Origin of the sequence: Kibdelosporangium banguiense (assembly GCF_017876405.1) — a bacterium.
Classification (GTDB): Bacteria; Actinomycetota; Actinomycetes; order Mycobacteriales; family Pseudonocardiaceae; genus Kibdelosporangium; species Kibdelosporangium banguiense.
The window spans coordinates 3233462-3250752 of the sequence record NZ_JAGINW010000001.1 but is presented as its reverse complement, the minus strand read 5'-3'; the positions used below and the strand labels follow the sequence as shown (position 1 = coordinate 3250752).

At 66.8% G+C, this 17291-nt stretch carries 17 protein-coding genes and 1 pseudogene; 9 read left to right on the top strand and 9 right to left on the bottom strand.

Features of this window, described 5'->3' with window-relative positions; all coding sequences use genetic code 11:
- Positions 1-53 precede the first annotated feature (53 nt).
- Positions 54-1760 carry a serine/threonine-protein kinase gene (locus JOF56_RS15605; protein WP_307855115.1) on the top strand — a complete coding sequence of 569 codons (1707 nt, stop codon included), beginning with the start codon at positions 54-56 and terminating at the stop codon, positions 1758-1760.
- On the opposite strand, the gene JOF56_RS15600 is transcribed toward JOF56_RS15605, so the two are convergent.
- Positions 1743-2390: a MerR family transcriptional regulator gene (locus tag JOF56_RS15600; protein WP_209638423.1), complete on the bottom strand. Its 648-nt coding sequence runs from the start codon at positions 2388-2390 to the stop codon at positions 1743-1745. The two genes, JOF56_RS15605 and JOF56_RS15600, sit on opposite strands and share 18 nt — an antisense overlap.
- A gap of 101 nt (positions 2391-2491) precedes the next feature.
- Here JOF56_RS15600 and JOF56_RS15595 point away from each other — a divergent pair, with 101 nt between their 5' ends.
- Genes JOF56_RS15595 through JOF56_RS15575 form a run of 5 tightly spaced genes read left to right on the top strand, consistent with a single transcriptional unit; the run spans position 2492 to position 6790 of the window.
- A complete protein-coding gene (locus tag JOF56_RS15595; RefSeq protein ID WP_209638422.1) occupies positions 2492-3424 on the top strand; it encodes a hypothetical protein in 933 nt (310 codons plus the stop codon).
- 15 nt (positions 3425-3439) lie between these two features.
- Entirely contained in the window at positions 3440-3892 is a 453-nt protein-coding gene (locus tag JOF56_RS15590) for an ABA4-like family protein (RefSeq protein WP_209638421.1), read from the top strand.
- Complete coding sequence (locus JOF56_RS15585; RefSeq protein WP_209638420.1) at positions 3889-4692, top strand: purine-nucleoside phosphorylase; 804 nt, start codon at positions 3889-3891, stop codon at positions 4690-4692. Before JOF56_RS15590 ends, JOF56_RS15585 begins: the two co-directional genes overlap by 4 nt.
- On the top strand, positions 4689-6335 hold the full coding sequence (locus JOF56_RS15580) for a phospho-sugar mutase (protein WP_209638419.1): 1647 nt from the start codon (positions 4689-4691) through the stop codon (positions 6333-6335). The genes JOF56_RS15585 and JOF56_RS15580 overlap by 4 nt, the downstream gene beginning before the upstream one ends.
- 2 nt (positions 6336-6337) lie before the next feature.
- The gene (locus JOF56_RS15575; protein ID WP_209638418.1) at positions 6338-6790 is read left to right on the top strand and encodes a flavodoxin family protein; all 453 of its coding nucleotides are present in this window, start codon (positions 6338-6340) and stop codon (positions 6788-6790) included.
- Between the two features lie 8 nt (positions 6791-6798).
- Here the strand turns inward: JOF56_RS15575 and JOF56_RS15570 are convergent.
- Positions 6799-7479 (bottom strand): annotated as a pseudogene (locus tag JOF56_RS15570) (NsdA family TPR-like regulatory protein); the annotation flags it as partial.
- A 414-nt stretch (positions 7480-7893) separates the two neighbouring features.
- Between JOF56_RS15570 and JOF56_RS15565 the strand changes: the two are divergent.
- Entirely contained in the window at positions 7894-11478 is a 3585-nt protein-coding gene (locus JOF56_RS15565; protein ID WP_209638416.1) for a S8 family peptidase, read from the top strand.
- A gap of 109 nt (positions 11479-11587) precedes the next feature.
- Here JOF56_RS15565 and JOF56_RS15560 read toward each other — a convergent pair whose 3' ends face one another.
- The 4 genes from JOF56_RS15560 to JOF56_RS15545 are packed head-to-tail and all read right to left on the bottom strand — an operon-like array spanning position 11588 to position 13584.
- A complete protein-coding gene (locus tag JOF56_RS15560; RefSeq protein WP_209638415.1) occupies positions 11588-12562 on the bottom strand; it encodes an aldo/keto reductase in 975 nt (324 codons plus the stop codon).
- Positions 12559-12930, bottom strand: coding sequence for a MerR family transcriptional regulator (locus tag JOF56_RS15555; RefSeq protein ID WP_209638414.1), 372 nt, complete (start codon positions 12928-12930; stop codon positions 12559-12561). Before JOF56_RS15555 ends, JOF56_RS15560 begins: the two co-directional genes overlap by 4 nt.
- A 39-nt stretch (positions 12931-12969) precedes the next feature.
- Positions 12970-13350: a type II toxin-antitoxin system death-on-curing family toxin gene (locus JOF56_RS15550; RefSeq protein ID WP_209638413.1), complete on the bottom strand. Its 381-nt coding sequence runs from the start codon at positions 13348-13350 to the stop codon at positions 12970-12972.
- Between the two features lie 27 nt (positions 13351-13377).
- Positions 13378-13584, bottom strand: a complete 207-nt coding sequence (locus tag JOF56_RS15545) for a ribbon-helix-helix protein, CopG family (RefSeq protein WP_209638412.1) — start codon at positions 13582-13584, stop codon at positions 13378-13380.
- A gap of 116 nt (positions 13585-13700) precedes the next feature.
- On the opposite strand from JOF56_RS15545, the gene JOF56_RS15540 reads away from it, so the two are divergent.
- Entirely contained in the window at positions 13701-14279 is a 579-nt protein-coding gene (locus JOF56_RS15540) for a TetR/AcrR family transcriptional regulator (RefSeq protein ID WP_209638411.1), read from the top strand.
- Here JOF56_RS15540 and JOF56_RS15535 read toward each other — a convergent pair.
- The gene (locus tag JOF56_RS15535) at positions 14260-14706 is read right to left on the bottom strand and encodes a hypothetical protein (RefSeq protein WP_209638410.1); all 447 of its coding nucleotides are present in this window, start codon (positions 14704-14706) and stop codon (positions 14260-14262) included. The two genes, JOF56_RS15540 and JOF56_RS15535, sit on opposite strands and share 20 nt — an antisense overlap.
- A gap of 20 nt (positions 14707-14726) precedes the next feature.
- Positions 14727-15881 carry a hypothetical protein gene (locus JOF56_RS15530; RefSeq protein ID WP_209638409.1) on the bottom strand — a complete coding sequence of 385 codons (1155 nt, stop codon included), beginning with the start codon at positions 15879-15881 and terminating at the stop codon, positions 14727-14729.
- 120 nt (positions 15882-16001) lie between these two features.
- Between JOF56_RS15530 and JOF56_RS15525 the strand changes: the two genes are divergently transcribed.
- Complete coding sequence (locus tag JOF56_RS15525; protein ID WP_209638408.1) at positions 16002-16535, top strand: DUF3558 family protein; 534 nt, start codon at positions 16002-16004, stop codon at positions 16533-16535.
- 5 nt (positions 16536-16540) lie between these two features.
- Here the strand turns inward: JOF56_RS15525 and upp are convergent, their stop codons facing one another.
- On the bottom strand, positions 16541-17164 hold the full coding sequence (gene upp, locus JOF56_RS15520; RefSeq protein WP_209638407.1) for a uracil phosphoribosyltransferase: 624 nt from the start codon (positions 17162-17164) through the stop codon (positions 16541-16543).
- Positions 17165-17291 lie beyond the last annotated feature (127 nt).

Sequence of the window (17291 nt, the reverse complement as noted above, 5' to 3'; positions counted from 1 at the left end):
GTGAAACGGACCATGCCCAGGGGCCGGGCTGGGGTTTGGGCACAATAGGGGACGTGGCCTCCGAGACCGACCGGCAACCGGCTGAGCAGCCGGCCAAGGAGCCTGCTCAGCGGCTGATCGCGGGCCGCTACCGGCTGGTCGACCTGATCGGCCACGGCTCGATGGGCACGGTCTGGCGCGCGTACGACGACTTCCTGCACCGGCCGGTCGCGGTCAAGGAGGTCCGGCTGCCCGTCGGCATCCCCGATCGTGAGGCCGACGAGCTGCGGGAACGCACCATGCGCGAGGCACGCGCGATCGGCGTGCTGTCTCACCCGAACGTGGTCACGCTGCACGACATCGCGCAGGAAGACGGCAACCCGTTCGTCGTGATGGAGCTGGTGCCCGGCAGCAGCCTCGCGCACCTGATACGAGCGCACGGTCCGCTGGACAGCCGGCAAGCCGCAGCGGTGGCTGACGCGGTCGCAGCAGCGCTGCAGGCCGCCCATCAGAAGGGCATCACGCACCGTGATGTGAAACCGGCGAACGTCCTGGTGGCCGCGGACGGCCGGATCAAGCTCGCCGACTTCGGCATCGCCCGCAACATCTCCGAGCACACGCTGACCAGCACCGGCATCACCCTGGGGTCACCGGCGTACATCGCGCCCGAGGTGGCGTCCGGCGGCGAGGTGACCAACGCGGCCGACCTGTGGAGCCTGGGCGCGACACTGTTCGCCGCGATCGAAGGGCACGCACCGTACGACCCTGAAGGCGACGTCATCGCGACGCTGCTTGAGGTCGTGAACGGCGAGGTGCCGGAACCGAAGTCGACCGGGCCGATCGCCGAACTGGTCACCGAGCTGATGGTCAAGGACGGGACCGCCCGTATCACTCTGGCTGACCTCCGCAGACGGCTCTACCCGCTGCTGCCCGAGCCGGGCACGTCACCGTTCACCGTGGAGGCGATCGCCGAAGCCGAGAGCGCGACGTACGACCTCCCTGTGCGAGAGACGCGACCCGCCGAGCCGGAAGAGGAGACCGACGAAGGGCAACCGTCGCTGGCCGAGGATCCCGGGCCGTTGCCGTTCATGCCGCCGCCCGAGCCGGTCGTGGTCAAGCAACGCCGTGGTGTGCCAACGGTTCTGATCTACGCGGCGGCAGTGCTGGTGTTCGTCGCGGCGGCCGGCGGCGGGTTCGTGCTGAGCCGGTACGCCGGCGGAAAGCCGTTGCTGCCGGCAGCTCCCGCTCCGGTCGAGCAGCCTCTGGTGGCGCCGCCACCGCCGACCCAGGAAAGCGACTACAGCGAACGTAGCGGCGACAACGCGACCCTCAAGGGCGCCAAGGGCGGCGCGTTCAGGATCAAGGTGCCGACCGGTTGGGAGACATACGTCGAGGAGCGGCGGCCGAAGGCCGGACCGGAAAGCACACACGTGCACTACGTGTCGCAGGACGGCAAGTACGAACTGACCGTCGAACGGTTCCTGAACTACCTTCCCAACCGGGATCTCACCGATTACCAGGCCGGTCTGCAGGCGATCTGGCCGGGCAAGGACGCTTTCGTGGCAAGCGATCCCAAGCTGATCCCGGGCATCCCGCCGGACGAGGGCCAGCAGCTGAAGTACAACACCGTGGACTCCGGGTCGCTGCGGCGCACGACGTACGCGAACGTCATGACCAAGGCCAACGACCTGTGGGTGGTCAGCCTGACCGTGCCGACCCTGGAAGAGGACACCGGCCGGGACATCTTCGACGAGATCGCCCCGTCATTCACGCTCGCCTGAGTCCGGGTCGATCCCGAGCGCCTTCGCGGTGGCGTACTGGTGGGCGAGCCTGCGCAGGGCGCCGAACATCTTCTCGCCCAGCACCGTGCCGATGACAACGCCTTCGATCACGTCCTCCAGGCTCCGGGCCTCGGTCACCGTGGCCACGTCGATCACCGCGACCTGCTCGGCCGCCTCGGCGTATCGCTCGACCAGGCCGGCGAGGTCGTCGCGGCCCAGTTCGTAGACCGAGGCCAGCGCGGCGATCAGGGTCTTGGCCGGCGGGCAGTCGAGATCCCGCGGCCAGCCGCGGTCGGCGAGCACCTCCGCGACATGCTTGCGGGCCGCGTCCCAGTGCTCGCCCTCGCCCTCGATGGACGGCGGCTCGATGCTTTTCTGCACGGTGCCGAGCACCTCGAAGGGCTCCTCCGGCGAGTCGACGGTGTCCAGCACGTCGCGCACCTTGGCGATCGGCAGACCGCCGACGTCGGCCAGGGCCCTGATCATCTTCAGCCTGCGGACATGGGACGCGTCGTAGAAGGCCTGGTTGGGGCTGGTGCGTTCGCCGGGCAGCAGCAGTCCTTCACGCAGGTAGTACTTGATCGTCGGAACCGGCACGCCGGTGCGCCGGCTCAGCTCGGCCATCCGCATTTCGCGCCTCTCCTTCTCCGCACTTGCCATCACCGCTCGCGGCATGGATAGTGTACTTATCGATAGCGGATAGCATCACTATCTGTTCTTGGGGAGTGGACATGGCGTTGAAACAAGAGCTCAGAACGTGGCACCGGCCGTTATTGGTCCTTACCGCGCTGATGGCGGCGACACTGCTGCTGTCGGTCGGCGGCCTGCTGTTCGACGACCGGGTCCTGCGAGGCGAGCCGCTCTGGCTCAAGCCGTTCAAGTTCTCGGTCTCCATCGGCGTGTACGCACTCACGCTGGCGTGGCTGATCTCCTTGCTGGGCAAGGGAAGGAAAGTCGTCTGGTGGATGGGCACGATCAGTGCCGCGATGCTGATCCTCGAGATGATCGCGCTGGTCACACAGGTCTTTCGGGTCCAGCCCAGTCACTTCAACAACGCACCAGGTTTCGACTCGCTGGTGTTCCGGATGATGGGCGTGGCGATCGTGGTGATGTGGCTGTCGAACCTGGTCGTCGCCTTGATCGTGCTGCGGCAGCGGTTCGTCGGCGCCCCGATGCTGTGGGCGATCCGGTTCGGGCTCGTGCTGGCCCTGATCGGGATGGCGGTGGCGTTCATGATGCCGCAGCCCACGCCCGAGCAGCTCGAACTGCTGCGTAACGACGTCCAGCCCGCCCTCATCGGCGGCCACTCGGTCGGCGTGCCGGACGGCGGGCCGGGCATGCCGATCACACACTGGAGCACCACCGGCGGCGACCTGCGCATTCCACACTTCGTCGGAATCCACGCCATGCAGGCACTTCCGCTGCTCGCGTTCTTCTTCGGCCGCCGCTTCGGCGGGCGTTCGGAGCTCACCCGGACCCGGCTGATATTCGTGGCCACGTTCGCCTACGCGGGTCTGCTGGCCCTGACGATCTGGCAGGCGCTGCGCGGCCAGCCGCTGATCCACCCCGACGGACTGACCTTGGGCGTCTTCGGGCTACTGGTGGCCATGACCGCGGTGCTGACCACATCGGTGTTGCGCACGAAGGAAAAGACACTCGTCTGATGTGGAGGATGTGGGATGTCGTTTCTCTTTCAGCTCAGCTTCTACCTCGCGGCGCCGTTCTGGGCGTTGATGATCGTGGCGCCGCGGTGGTCGTGGACAGCGCGGGTGATCGGTTCCCCGCTGATCGCGGCACCGGTGGCGCTGCTCTATCTCGTGATCGCAGTCCCCCGGTTGGCCGATCTGTTGCCATTGGTGACCGGACCGACCCTGTCGGGACTGCAGTCCGCGATGGCCGACGGCGGCGCGGCCACGCTGGTGTGGGCGCACATCATCGCGTTCGACCTGTTCATGGGCCGGTGGATCTACCTGGAGAGCAGCCGGCTCGGCGTCCATCCGTTGGTGACGGTCCCGATACTGATCGTCACGATCCTGTTCGCACCGATCGGTTTCCTGGTCTTCCTGATCGTCCGCGCGGCCCGCAAGTCGACAAGGGAGCGTTTGCCGGTTGACGTAGGCTCGCGGCCGTGACCGGTACGAAACAAGACACACAGGCTCTCGCGACAGCGGCCGCCGAGGCGCTGGCCGAGCGGACAGCCACCGCGACCCACGACCTGGCCGTGGTGCTCGGCTCCGGCTGGCGCCCCGCGGCCGACGAGATCGGCACCGGGACCGAGGTCGCCATGAGCGACCTGCCCGGCTTCACCCCGCCGGTGGTGGAGGGCCACGGTGGGGCGATCCGCTCGATCGAGGTGGGCGAGAAGCGGGTGTTGTTGCTGCTCGGCCGGACACACCGGTACGAGGGCCACTCGGTCGGCCAGGTCGTGCACGGCGTACGCACGGCCGCGGCCGCCGGTTGCCGGACGATCGTGCTCACCAACGCGGCCGGTGGCATGCGGCAGGGCTTCACCGTCGGCCAGCCGGTGATGATCAGCGACCACCTGAACCTGACCGCGACGTCACCGTTGATCGGCGCGCAGTTCGTGGACCTGACGGACCTGTACTCGTCACGGCTGCGCGAGGTGGCGCGGAGCATCGACCCGTCGCTGCAGGAGGGCGTCTACGCAGGTCTGCCGGGGCCGCACTTCGAGACCCCTGCCGAGATCCGGATGCTGCAGACCATGGGCGCGGACCTGGTCGGCATGTCGACCGTGCTGGAGGCCATCGCCGCCCGCGCGGCCGGTGTGGAGGTGTTCGGCCTGTCGCTGGTCACCAACCTGGCCGCGGGCCTCACCGGCGAGCCGCTGAACCACATCGAGGTGCTCGAGGCCGGCCAGCGCTCCGCCGCACAGATGGGCAAGTTGTTGCGTGAACTGGTGATCCGCGCGTGAGGCTGACGCCTGAACTGCGGGACCGGACCTTTCGCTGGATAGCCGACGACGTCGAACCGGCCGCACGGGTCGAACTCCAGCAGGTGCTCGCCCAGGCAATGGGCGGGGCACCGAACGCGCTGGCCGAGCTCGAGGACCGGATGGCCGGGCCCCTGACGTTCGGCACAGCCGGGCTGCGTGGCCCAGTCCGGGCCGGAGTCAACGGAATAAACCGATCCGTGGTCGTCCGGACGACATACGGCGTGGCGACCTGGCTTGCCCACAAAGGACACTCAGGCGGCCTGGTTGTTGTAGGCCGGGACGCCCGCAACGGCTCCGCCGAGTTCTTCCGTGACGTGGTGGGCGTGCTGGCCGCGGCCGGTTTCCAGGTCTGCCAGCTGGACGGCCCGTTGCCGACGCCGATCACCGCGTTCGCAGTCCGTCACCTGGGAGCAGTCGCGGGAATCCAGATCACGGCGTCGCACAATCCCCCTGCGGACAACGGTTACAAGCTGTACGACGCATCCGGCACGCAGATCGTCCCCCCGGACGACCGTCTGATCGAAGCCGCGATCAGGGACGCACCCCCGGCTGTTTCCGTGCCACGGATCGAAGTCATGCCCACCACCCGTGACGACATCGTAGCCGCCTACTTCGCACGCGTGGCCACGCTGCCTCGGAGCGCGTCGCGCGATCTGAAGGTCGTCCTGACACCGATGCACGGCGTCGGCGGCAAACCCGCACTGGAAGCCTTGCAGCAGGCCGGTTTCACCGACATACACCTGGTACCCGAACAGGCCGAGCCGGACCCGGCGTTCCCCACCGTGTCGTTCCCGAACCCCGAAGAGCCAGGCGCGGCCGACTTGCTGCTGGCCACAGCCGCCTCACACGACGCAGACCTCGCCATCGCCCTCGACCCGGACGCAGACCGCTGCGCCCTGGGAATAAAGCAGGACGGCCACTGGCGAATGCTGCGCGGCGACGAAACCGGCGCCCTGCTAGGCGAGTACATACTGTCCACTTCAGACAGTCAGACGGATCGCCTGGTAGCCACCACAATCGTGTCCTCATCCCTGCTCAGCGCAATCGCCGCCGGCTACGGAGCAAGGTACGACGAAACCCTGACCGGCTTCAAATGGCTAGTCCGCGCAGGCGACGGCGCCGGCACAGGACTGGTTTTCGCGTACGAGGAAGCACTCGGCAACTGCGTCGACCCGAACTACGTGCGGGACAAGGACGGCATCTCAGCGGCAATCGTCGCCTGCGATCTGGCCGCCTCCTTGAAGGCTTCAGGCCGGACACTGGTCGACGTCCTCGACGATCTGGCCACCAAGCACGGCGTGCACCTCACCGACCAGGTTTCGTTGCGCGTCACCGAGTTGCCGCTCATCGGCAGGCTGATGTCCCAACTGCGATCTTCCCCACCCACCACGCTGGCCGGTGTCGCGGTGGCAGTCGAGGACTTGTTCCCCCAGGCCGACGTCCTGCGATTCACCGGTTCCGGCGTTCGCGTGATCATCCGCCCATCCGGCACAGAACCAAAACTCAAGGCATACCTGGAAGTCGTCTCACCAGCAGCCGACGGCCTGCCAGCAGCCCGCACAAGCGCAGACAAGCGTCTGGCAACGCTACGAACCGAGATCTCCGCGTTGTTGGGAGCCTGACCATGGCCCGCCTGCTGATCGTGCACCACACACCCTCACCAGGCATGCAGGCCATGTTCGAAGCAGTGGTGTCCGGCGCGACCGACCCCGAGATAACCGAGGTCGACGTCGCCCGGCGCCCCGCCCTGACAGCGTCGGCCGCCGACGCCCTCGAAGCCGACGCCTACATCCTCGGCACCCCCGCCAACATCGGCTACATGTCCGGTGCCCTGAAACACTTCTTCGACCAGATCTACTACCCCTGCCTGGACTCCACCCGCGGCCGCCCCTACGGCCTCTACATCCACGGCAACGAAGGCACCGAGGGAGCAATCCGCGCCATCGAGACCATCACAGCAGCTCTAGGCTGGGAAAAGGCATTCGCACCGGTGGACGTGAAAGGCCCACCAGGCAAGCAGGACCTCGAATCCTGCTGGGAACTAGGAGCAACCATCGCAGCACAGCTGATGGCGTAAGCCGCGTTCTACACCAGGGCTTCCACGTGCCGAACACGGTCGTCGGTCCGCGCAGACGGCATACGCGACGCGAACTCACGAACGCGGCCCAGAGTCTGCCTGGCGGCGTCAAGAGCCCCCGCCCGTTCGTATGACTCCGCCAGCCACGTGAGGTAGAGAGCCACTTCCCGGGAATGCTCCTCCGGGTAGTCGGCAACCGCGCCGGACAGCAGCGGTTCCGCCTTGCCCGGCTCCCGCAACTCGATCAGGACGCGTCCTGCCATCACGTCGATTTCAGCTCTGTTGAGCCAATAAACCCACTCTGATTCAGGGATGCCCGGCGACCGTCGCTCGTACGCGTCGTCTACCGCATCCAACGCCCGGAGCGCGGATTCCCCGTCTTGGGCTTTGGCACTTGCCCACGCCACCCGTTCCAACAGCAGCGTCTCAACCAGGGGTGTAGCTTCTTTGACTCCCTTTACCGCGGACCTGGCAAGTAGCAACGCATCCGCCGGGTTCCCGTTGTTCGCCAGCTGGTAGCTCAGCGTCGAAAACAGTTGAGCCACCAGTGGAGCGTTTCCCGCCGTCTCCGCCGCCGACGCTCCGGAGAGATAAATCCGTTGAGCATCTGCCAGGCGGCCCGCATCACTCGCCACCCAACCGGCAAGCTGGGAGAGTTCACCCGTTGCCGTGAGCAACCTTCGGGTTGTTCCGCGACGGAACCGGACTGGCCTACAGAGCCCCTATGCCTGCCGACGCCAGCCCGTTCTGCCCAACGGTCGTCTTCTGGACGTTCGCGGGAGACCCCGTCTGGGCAATCCGCGGTGTCCTGAGCCTGCCCGAGCCGGGTACAGAAAACGAGCCGGTATGGGTCCAGGACGCGCCGCCACTGTGCCGGGTCTTGGGGGACCTTGCCGACGGCGGGTACAGGGTCCGACCACCGACGGTTGGGACGGCAGGTCCAGAGTGAGCGAGCAAGAACAAGCAGGCAGCTTTCCAGCTGAGAACCAGCGCCACGATCGCGGCGAACCTTGTGTAACCAACCATGCAACCTCAGTGGGTCACGTGTCGTGAGCAGATGTAGCCGGCCGTGGGGGCCGGCGTCATCTACCTGAGGGAACCAAGTGGGCAGAAAGCAATGCGCGGTCCTGACAGCCGCGCTGTTCGTCACTGGGTTGGCGGTGACACCGGCAGGCGCGGCGGAACCCACGCCTACGGCGGCCGCCGGTGAGCTGGGGACGGTCACGTTGATCACGGGTGATCGTGTGACTGTGCGAGGCGAGCGGGTGGCCGGGGTGCGGATGGCCGAGGGCCGCAAGCACATCCGGTACTGGCAGTACCAGTTGAATGGGCATGACTATGTCGTGCCTGATGACGCTGTCTCGCGGTTGACGGAGAACAAGCTAGACAAGCGCTTGTTCGACGTTACTGGGCTTGTGCAGCAGGGTTACGACGACGAGCACGAGCCGAATGTGCCGACGATTGTGACCGGTGGCGTGAGCAGGCTGGCAAGCAACCTGCAGGCTGTGGACATTCCCAAAGCGGAGGCCGCGAAGACCTGGAGTGCGCCGAACCGGGTCGCCGGGGAGCAGAAGATCTGGCTGAACGGCCGGGTCCGGGCGACGCTCGACCAGAGCGTGAAGCAGATCGGTGCGCCGCAGGCCTGGCACCAGGGTTTCCGGGCGGACGGCGTGAAAGTCGCCGTTCTGGACACCGGATACGACGCGAACCACCCGGATCTCAAGTCCAAAGTGGATGCCGTGATGGACTTCACGGGCGAGGGCGACCGGGACACAGTGGGCCACGGAACCCACGTTGCCAGCACTATCGCGGGTACCGGTGCGGCTTCGGGCGGCAAGTACGCCGGTGTCGCGCCGGGTGCGCGGCTGCTGGTGGGCAAGGTCCTCGGCGAGTTCGGTGGCCAGGAAGACTGGATCATCAACGGCATGCGCTGGGCCGTGGAGAACGGGGCCAAGGTCGTGAACATGAGTCTCGGCGGCAGCCCGACCGACGGCACCGACCTGATGTCGCAGGTCGTGAACGAGCTGTCGGAGTCCAGCGGCGCGTTGTTCGTGATCGCGGCTGGGAACTCCGGTTCACCAGAGACGGTCGGCTCGCCCGGCAGTGCGGACCGCGCGCTCACGGTCGCGAACGTGACCAAGTCCGACGAGCTGAGCGTGTCCTCCAGCCAAGGCCCGCGCGTCGGCGATTACGGCCTGAAGCCGGAGATCGCCGCACCGGGAACGGACATCGTCGCCGCCCGCGCGGCAGGCACGTTGACCGAGCAGTCGATCAACGAGCAGTACACCCGGATCTCCGGTACCTCCATGGCGACGCCGCACGTCGCGGGTGCTGCGGCGATCCTGGCTGGACAGCACCCGGCGTGGACCGGCGAGCAGATCAAGAACACCCTGATCGGCTCAGCCAAACGCTTGCCTGGCATCAGCTCGTTCGCGCAGGGCTCCGGCCGTCTGGACATCGCTCGCGGTGTCTCGCAGCAGGTTCGCGCGGAAGGTGTGCTCGGATTCGGCAACCTGTGGGGCAAGCAGGACGCCGGCCGGAAGATCTCGTACGTCAATGACGGCCCCACCCCGGTGCAGCTCACGCTGAGCCTGGATGGTGTGCCGGCAAACCTGTTCGCCACGGACAAGACCGTCACGGTGCCTGCGAAGTCGAGCGCGACGGTTACTGTCACCGCGCGCGCCGGTGCGAAGCCTGCAGGCGCGCAGTCCGGTTTGCTGCGCGCGCAGGCCGGCGATGTCGTGCTCAACACGCCGGTGACCGCTAACTTCCTGGGCGACAAGAACACCTTGACCGTCAACGTCCCGTCGCGGGAAGGCGATCCGCTCCAGTCGCTGGTGATTGTCCAGAATGAGGAGACAGGCGTCTCGGACGGGATGATCACGCGAACTGGTGCGGCGACGTTCGAGCTCCCGGCCGGACGCTACCGCGCGCTTGGCCGGATCGTCGACCCGTCGTTCGCCTCGACCCTGTTCGCGTTGCCGGTTCAGGTTTCCGGCAACACCGCGGTGACTGTGGACACCAAGCAAGGCAAGAAGATCACTGTCGGGATCGATGACCCCGAAGCCCGGCCGGGAGCCGGCGGCGGCGTCGGCGTTCTGTCCGATGTGGATGAAGACGGTCCGAAGCGCGGCGCGGCTGTGCTCAGTGGCGGCGGTCCGCCCGAGAACATGTACGCCGTCGGCGGGCACCAGATGCGAGGCCTGAGTCTTGAGACAACGACCTACTGGACGCACCCGTGGGCAGTGGTCAACGTGGACGGTCCTGGAGGGTTCGAATTCGGCTCCAACAGCACATACGTGCCGTACGACCTTGACTTCCAAGGAAAACTGACCGCACGCGTGGTCGATGTCGGCGAGGCGGACGCGGAGACGATCAACAAGGCGGGTGACCTGACCGGCGCGATCGCCCTGATCAGGCCCAACGACTGGGCCACGCCGAACTACCCGCCCAAGGGGCAGGTGTTCAGCGGGATCGAGTTGCTGAAGGCCAAGGGCGCACGCGCGGTGGTGTCGTTCTTCCTGCCCACCCATGAGCTGGAGGGCAGTCCGCCGCCCGCGTTGAGCACGATCATGGCCTACAACCCGTCCGATGTGGAGGCCGTTCAGAACCTGCTGAAGCAGCGGCCGGTCGAACTGACCCTCACCGGCCGGCCGAACAGCCCGATCGCGTACTTCGTCGCCGGCTCGGTGAAGGGCACCCTGCCGACCGGGCACGACTTCCGGTTCCGCAAGGACGGGCTCGGCCGGTTCGACCGGCAGTTCAACGACACGCTGCCCAAGGGCACATACCGATACCAGCCCGCCGTGATCGACACGGGCGGCATGATCGCGAACGCCGACGTCGAGACGAAGTGGCCGCAGCAGCGGATCGACTACGTGTCACCAAATGCGGCGCTCATGCTGTACTCGGCCGCGGGCTTCACCGATCAGGCCGACTTCGGCGGCGAGACAACACCACCGGTGTTGCTCAAGCCGGGAGAGCGACGGGCGACGCACATGTTCAAGGCCCCGTTCGGCCCGGAGCTGACCACAACGCCGAGCTCCCGGCAGGACGGCAAACCGCTGCCGTGGGCGTACCGGCAGGGCGACCGGATCAACCTGTCGATCCCGATGTTCGCCGACAGTGACCCCGCGACCGCGAGCATGTTCGACCGCACCAACCTCGGCAGCACAGTACTGTTGAAGGACGGCAAGGAAATCGGCCGCCGCGACGACCGGCCCGCGCTGGGCATGTTCCCCATCCCACGTGGCCCCGGCAAGTACACGCTGATCGCCGACGCCAACCGGCCGCAGTCCGAGACCATGGCGCCGCCTCTGTCCACCAGGACCCGCGCGGAGTGGACCTTCACCACCTGGGGCGGCAACAACGACCGGACCGCACTGCCCCTGCTCGACGTCCGGTTCGACCTCCCCCTCGACGCCCACAACACAGCCGTCGCCGGAAAACCCTTGTCCGGCAAGGTAACCGCCGTGCACCAGCCAGGTTCGCGGCAGTCCCGGATCCGTGACGTCTCGGTGGAGATCTCCTTCGACGAAGGCAAAACCTGGCAACGCGTCCAGGTCCAGGGCGACCGCCTCGACCTGCCCGCCGGCGGACCGGACTTCGCATCCCTACGTGCGACCGCCCGCGACTTCGACGGCAACACAGTGACCGAAACCATCACCCGCGCCTACGCAATCAAGTAGTCCCGCACGCTGCACGTCCTTCCGCCAGTGCGAAAGGAGGTGCCCCCAAAGTGGCGTTGGGAGCGCTCAATGCTCCGAAAGCCACTTTGGGGGCACAGCAGCGCTCTGGTCAGCGGTTGAGGAGTTTCATCATGTCGGCTTGGTAGCGGTCGCCGGCTACGTCTCCGGCGGCGGTGGAGATCTGGGCGAGGTCGTCGGCGGTCAGTTCGATGGTGGTGGCGGCGATGTTCTCGGCCAGGTAGGTGCGGCGTTTGGTGCCGGGGATGGGGACGACGTCGGCGCCTTGCTGCTGGACCCAGGCGAGGGCCAGCTGGCCGGCAGTTACGCCGCGGTCCTTGGCCATTGTCCGGAGGGCCTCGACGATGGCGTAGTTCCGGTCGAAGTTCGGGCCTTCGAAGCGGGGCATTTCGCGGCGGGCGTCGTCCTCGGGCAGGTCGGCGGTCACTTTGCCGGTCAGGAAACCGCGGCCGAGTGGGGAGAACGGCACGATGCCGACTCCCAGTTCACGGCATGTCGCGAGGATTTCGCCTTCGAGGTCGCGGGTCCAGAGGGACCATTCGCTTTGCAGGGCCGCGATCGGGTGCACAGCGACGGCCCGGCGGATTGTGTCCGCACCAGCTTCCGAGAGGCCCAGGTGGCGGACTTTGCCGGCTTGCACCAGGCCTGCCATTGCGCCGACGGTGTCCTCGATGGGCACGTCCGGGTCGACGCGGTGCTGGTAGTACAGGTCGATGTGGTCGACGCCGAGCCTGCGCAGGGACGCGTCGCAGGCCTGGGCGACGTAGGCCGGGTCGCCGCTGACTCCGCTGTCGGATGGGTCGATCATCCGTTTGAAGCCGAACTTGGTCGCGAGCACGACCTGCGAGCGGCGGGACTTGATCGCCTCGCCGACCAGTTCCTCGTTGTGGCCGAGGCCGTACATGTCCGCTGTGTCCAGCAGGGTCACGCCGGCGTCCAGCGCGGCGTTGATCGTGGCCAGTGATTCGTCACGGTCAGCGGGCCCGTAACTCTGGCTCATCCCCATGCAGCCGAGGCCCTGAGCGCCGACCGAGAGCGCGCCCAGCCGGCGGGTGGGCAATGTCATGCGGTGGCCTCCTGCAGCTCTTCGCCGTATCGGTTGATCTTGTAGTTCAGGGCGTCCAGGCAGCCCTGCAGTTCGGCTATCCGGTTGAGCACGTCGGTGCGCTGGTCGACGAGGATCTGCCGGCGCCGTGCCTCGGTTCCGACGCCCCGCATCCGCAGCTGCGCGTATTCACGCATCATCTTGATGGGCATGCCGGTGGTGCGCAGCTTGGTCAGGAAGGCCAGCCAGTTCAGGTCCTCGTCGGTGTAGGCACGTCTGCCGCCGGAATCCCGGGCGGGCGGCTCCACCAGGCCGATTCGTTCGTAGTACCGCAGCGTGTCGATGGACAACCCGCTGCGCTCGGCAGCTTGGGCGATCGCGTAACTCACACCCTGACGCTAGAACCTGGAGTGCACTCAAGGTCAAGGTTATTTCCGCGGCACTCCCCACGACTCCAGGTGGGCGGCCAGGGCCGGGATCTCGATCGCGCCGCGGTCGACCTCGCGGACCAGGCTCAGGGCGGCGTCCTCGTCGGCGTCGACCCAGTAACCGTTGATGTCACACAAGGTCACGGCCGCGACCCAGCCGAGGCGCCAGTTGCCCTCGGCCAGCGGACGGCTGCGGATGATCGATTCCATCAGTGCGGCGGCCTTGAGCCAGAGGCTGCTGTACGCCTCCACGCCCAGGACAGTCGCCTGTGGGCGGTGTGCGGCGGAGTCGAGCAGACCGAGGTCACGCACCACCAGATCTCCCCCGGTCACCGCCGCCGCCAAGACGAGTAAGTCGCTGGCGTCCAGGTAGGTGATCACGGGAGACTTATACCGTGCGTGACTGGATCACCCGGTTCCGAGTCTGTCGAGCAGGCCTTGGTAGCGGGGCAGGATACGTTCGAGCACGTCACCGATCTGCTGCTGCTTGTGCAGTTTCGACCAGCGTTCGTTGAGTGCGAGGCGGAGGATCTCCTGCGTGGAGCGTCCCTCGGCCTCCGCGAGAGCCGCGAGCTGCTCGCTCTGTTCATCACTCAGGCGCAAGGTCATGGCCATTGCGGCATCTTAACGGTTCAGTCTCGAAAAGCAGAGTCCCGGCTGCCGCTGCCCAGGAGGTTGCCCCTTGGTGCACAGTCGGAAGCGACTAGTTAAAACCGGGCTAATCTCGACAAGTGCCGCGCCCAAAGACGCATGATGAGGCCCTCCGAGTCCGACTCCTGGACCGCGCAGGCGAACTGCTGTCCAGCGAAGGACCGGAGGCCCTGAGCCTTCGCCGACTCGCTGCCGACGTCGGGACCTCGACGACTGCTGTCTACTCCTTGTTCGGCGGGAAACCCGCACTGGTCAGGGAGCTCTACGTAGCGGCATTCCAACGCTTCGGCGGCCGCCTCGGCGAGGTGGGCCGCACCGGGGAACCGGCCGAGGACCTGGTCCAGCTGGGCCTGGCCTACCGCACCGCCGCGCTCGCCGAGCCGCACCTGTACCTGATCATGTTCACCAAGGCGGTGGCCGGGTTCGAACCCGACCACGAGGTGGCCGTGCAGGTGCTGGGGCCGCTTGTCGAAGTCGGGCGCCTGGCGGGCTTACCCGACCCCGAGACCGCCGCGATGACGGTCTGGGGGCTCGTACACGGCCTGGTATCGCTCGAACTCAACGGAAACCTGACGGACGCCGGCCAGGTGGAGCGCGTACTGCGCGCCGGCCTGGCCGGATTCACTGTCTCCGTCGCGGCTACCAGTCCTTACGCATGAAGGTCTGATTGCTGAAGTCATCGTCGTCGTCGGGCCCACGCCGGGCCCGTCGCGCGGCGGCTTCGGCTTTGCGCTTCTCGGCCTCCTCCTGGGCCGCGAGCTCCTCCTCGGCCTGCTGCATCTTCGAGGCCATCATCGGGCCGCTGGCGGCCAGCATGGCCCGTACCTCGGGCACGTGCGCCGCCTTGCCCTCGGCGACCGCGGCCCAGGTCGTACGGCCCTCGTTGACGGCCTTGAGCACCGCCTTGAGGTGCGGCGGCGCGTCAGGTCGTCTGGCCGCTTCCTCCAGGGCCTTCGGGTCGGCCGGCGGGAGGTCCTTGACCTCCATCTCCCAGGCCCGGATCAACCGGGTGTCCAGGTCGGCGACCGCGTTGGTGAGATTGCGCATCGCGCCCTGCAGGAACGGCGGAATGTGGTCTTCAGCCACCGGATCTCCTCAAGTCCTCGTCAGGCCCCGGCCCGCTTCGGATCGGCGCCCACCTCGTACGTACCCGTGGGCGTCTTGCCCCAGACCGACGTGTCGCTGAGCTCTGCGAGATCCTTGGCCACCTCGTAGCCCTTCTCGGCCTGCTCGATCTTTTCCTTGTAGGGAGCCAGTTTCTCGTCGACCTTGCCCTGCACGAAGCCGACCGGGTCCTGGGCCAGCTCGACCACGGTCTTGACCGCCGAGATCACCTTGTCCAGTTCCTCCAGCAGGGTCTTGGCCTCGTTGAAGACGTTGATCGCGGTCCGCACCGCGTCGATGATCTTTACCCAGCCGAAGCCCGGGATCCACGATGTCGCCGCGGCCTCGACGATCTTGTCGACGGCCTTCTTGAGCACCTCGACCATCCACTTCGCGACCTTCTCGATCTGCTGGGCGACCAGCTTGTAGACGCCCGCGACGATCCGGTTGAGCGGCCCCTCGATGTCGATGCCCTTGGCGAGGTTGTTGATGTAGTTGTTGAAGTCCTGTGCCGACCCGCCGTTCCAGTTCGGATCCAACGTGGACAGTCCGGTGGTCAGGTTCTTGGCGACCTTCTCGGCGCCGTCGCCGGCGCACTTGAGCACCTCGCCCGCACGCTCGAGCCTGGTCCAGTTGCCCGACATGGGTTCCACGAGCGCGCTGACCGGGCTCCAGCCGGTAATGAAGTTCACGGCGTCGTCGATGACGTTGATCGATCCGCCGACCTCGTCGAGGATCCCGCGGATGTCGGCGTTCTCGGCCTCCGGCACCTTCAGGGCCGCGACCGGGTCCTCGGCCGGTGGATACGCCACCGGGTTCGGGAAGTCCTTGACCTCGACCCGGTCCTCCCCGGCCAGGGTCTTGCTGTAGGTGGTGTAGGAGTTCACATCGGACGTGGTGTACATCCAGGCCGCGGTGTTGAGATTGTTCGCCGACCTGGTCAGCAGCAGGTGTTTCGGGTACATCCGGTTGTAGGTGGCGTAGGCGTACGCGTCCACCGGGCCCTTGAGCAACTGCATCAGGCCGGAAAAACCCTCGTCGGCCCTGGCCCACTGGTTGGTCCACGAAGCCACTGAACTCAGGTCCATTCCGGCGTCGTGCACGAGCAGCCCGTAGCCGGCTATGTGGTCCGGATTCGCCTTGAATCCCTCAGCCATTGTCATCCCCCCACGAGATCGACTTGTCGGCGAGTTCGACGGTAGAACCATTCGATCGGTTCCGCCGAAGTACCCAACCACATCCCGCGAACGGAGCAGCACCCGCTACCCTCCGAACACATGCGACTCATCGCCGTTGCCATCGGAAGCCTTCTGGTGCTGGCCGGATGTGGTTCGGAATCCGCGCCCCAGAACACAACCACATCCACGCCGGCCCCGCCACAGCAGGCGAGTTCCGCGGGCAGCACCGAATGGTCCAAAGTCGACCCATGTGGCCTGCTGTCCGCTCAGGACATAAAGGACTACCTGGGGCCCGAGGCGAATACGACCGGAACCAAGACCGACAAGTTCAACCGTCCGGAATGCACGTGGACCGGCAAGGACCGCGACCAGGTCAAGATCACCGTGTGGCAGCCGCCCGCCAAGGACGTCATCGCCGGCCCCACGAAGAAGACCCTGCCCGTCGGGGACAAGACCGGCTACATCACCTCGTCCACTTCGGCCAGTTGCCTGCTCGAAGTGGACGGTGGAACGGCGTTCGTGAGCATGGATGCCAAGGCGTATACCCAGACCGCGTCGAATGCCGCTGAGGACAGCACATGCAAGAAGGTGGCCACAACCCTTTCAGGCGTGGTCGAAAAGCTGGGCTGGTAGCCCCCTCACACCGCGCCGTACTGGCGGTCGCCCGCGTCGCCGAGGCCGGGCACGATGAAACCGGAGTCGTTCAGACGTTCGTCGATGCTGGCGGTGACCAGGCGGACCGGCAGCCCGGACTCGGCGAGCGCCTGGATGCCTTCCGGCGCGGCCAGCACGCACAGCGCCGTCACGTCGGTCGCGCCGCGAGCGGTGAGCAACTCGATGGTGTGCTTCATCGAGCCACCCGTGGCGAGCATCGGGTCCAGGACGAACACCGGACGGCCGGCGAGGGTGTCCGGGAGCGACTCCATGTACGGAGTCGGCAGCAGCGTCTCCTCGTCCCGGCTCATCCCGACGAATCCCATCTGGGCGTCCGGGATCAGCTTGTGCGCCTGGTCGGCCATGCCCAGACCGGCCCGCAGCACAGGCACGAGCAGCGGAGGCTTCGCCAGCCAGTAGCCGTCGGTCCGGGCGACCGGCGTGTGGATGCGCTCGACGCGGACGGGCGCGTCCCGCAGCGCCTCGTAGATCAGGATGACGGTGAGCTCCTGCAGCGCGGCCCGGAAAGCCGCACTGTCGGTGCGCGCGTCCCGCATGGTGGTCAGGCGTGCCTTGGCCAGCGGGTGATCTACCTCGACGACATCCATGCGCAACACGGTACTGGCTGTCGGACCAGTGGTTATCGTCCGGATGCAGGGTGGGCGTGTCCATCGGGCCACTGACATTTTTCCTGGTCTTGACATGCTCCTCCCCCTGGCCACGCGGCGGTACTAC

Coding starts and splice junctions, on each gene's coding strand:
- JOF56_RS15590 (WP_209638421.1), top strand. CDS start 3,440: ATGTCGTTTCTCTTTCAGCTCAGCTTCTACCTCGCGGCGCCGTTCTGG.
- JOF56_RS15575 (WP_209638418.1), top strand. CDS start 6,338: ATGGCCCGCCTGCTGATCGTGCACCACACACCCTCACCAGGCATGCAG.
- JOF56_RS15600 (WP_209638423.1), bottom strand. CDS start 2,390: ATGCGGATGGCCGAGCTGAGCCGGCGCACCGGCGTGCCGGTTCCGACG.
- JOF56_RS15545 (WP_209638412.1), bottom strand. CDS start 13,584: ATGGCCATGACCTTGCGCCTGAGTGATGAACAGAGCGAGCAGCTCGCG.
- JOF56_RS15595 (WP_209638422.1), top strand. CDS start 2,492: ATGGCGTTGAAACAAGAGCTCAGAACGTGGCACCGGCCGTTATTGGTC.
- JOF56_RS15530 (WP_209638409.1), bottom strand. CDS start 15,881: ATGGCTGAGGGATTCAAGGCGAATCCGGACCACATAGCCGGCTACGGG.
- JOF56_RS15525 (WP_209638408.1), top strand. CDS start 16,002: ATGCGACTCATCGCCGTTGCCATCGGAAGCCTTCTGGTGCTGGCCGGA.
- upp (WP_209638407.1), bottom strand. CDS start 17,164: ATGGATGTCGTCGAGGTAGATCACCCGCTGGCCAAGGCACGCCTGACC.
- JOF56_RS15560 (WP_209638415.1), bottom strand. CDS start 12,562: ATGACATTGCCCACCCGCCGGCTGGGCGCGCTCTCGGTCGGCGCTCAG.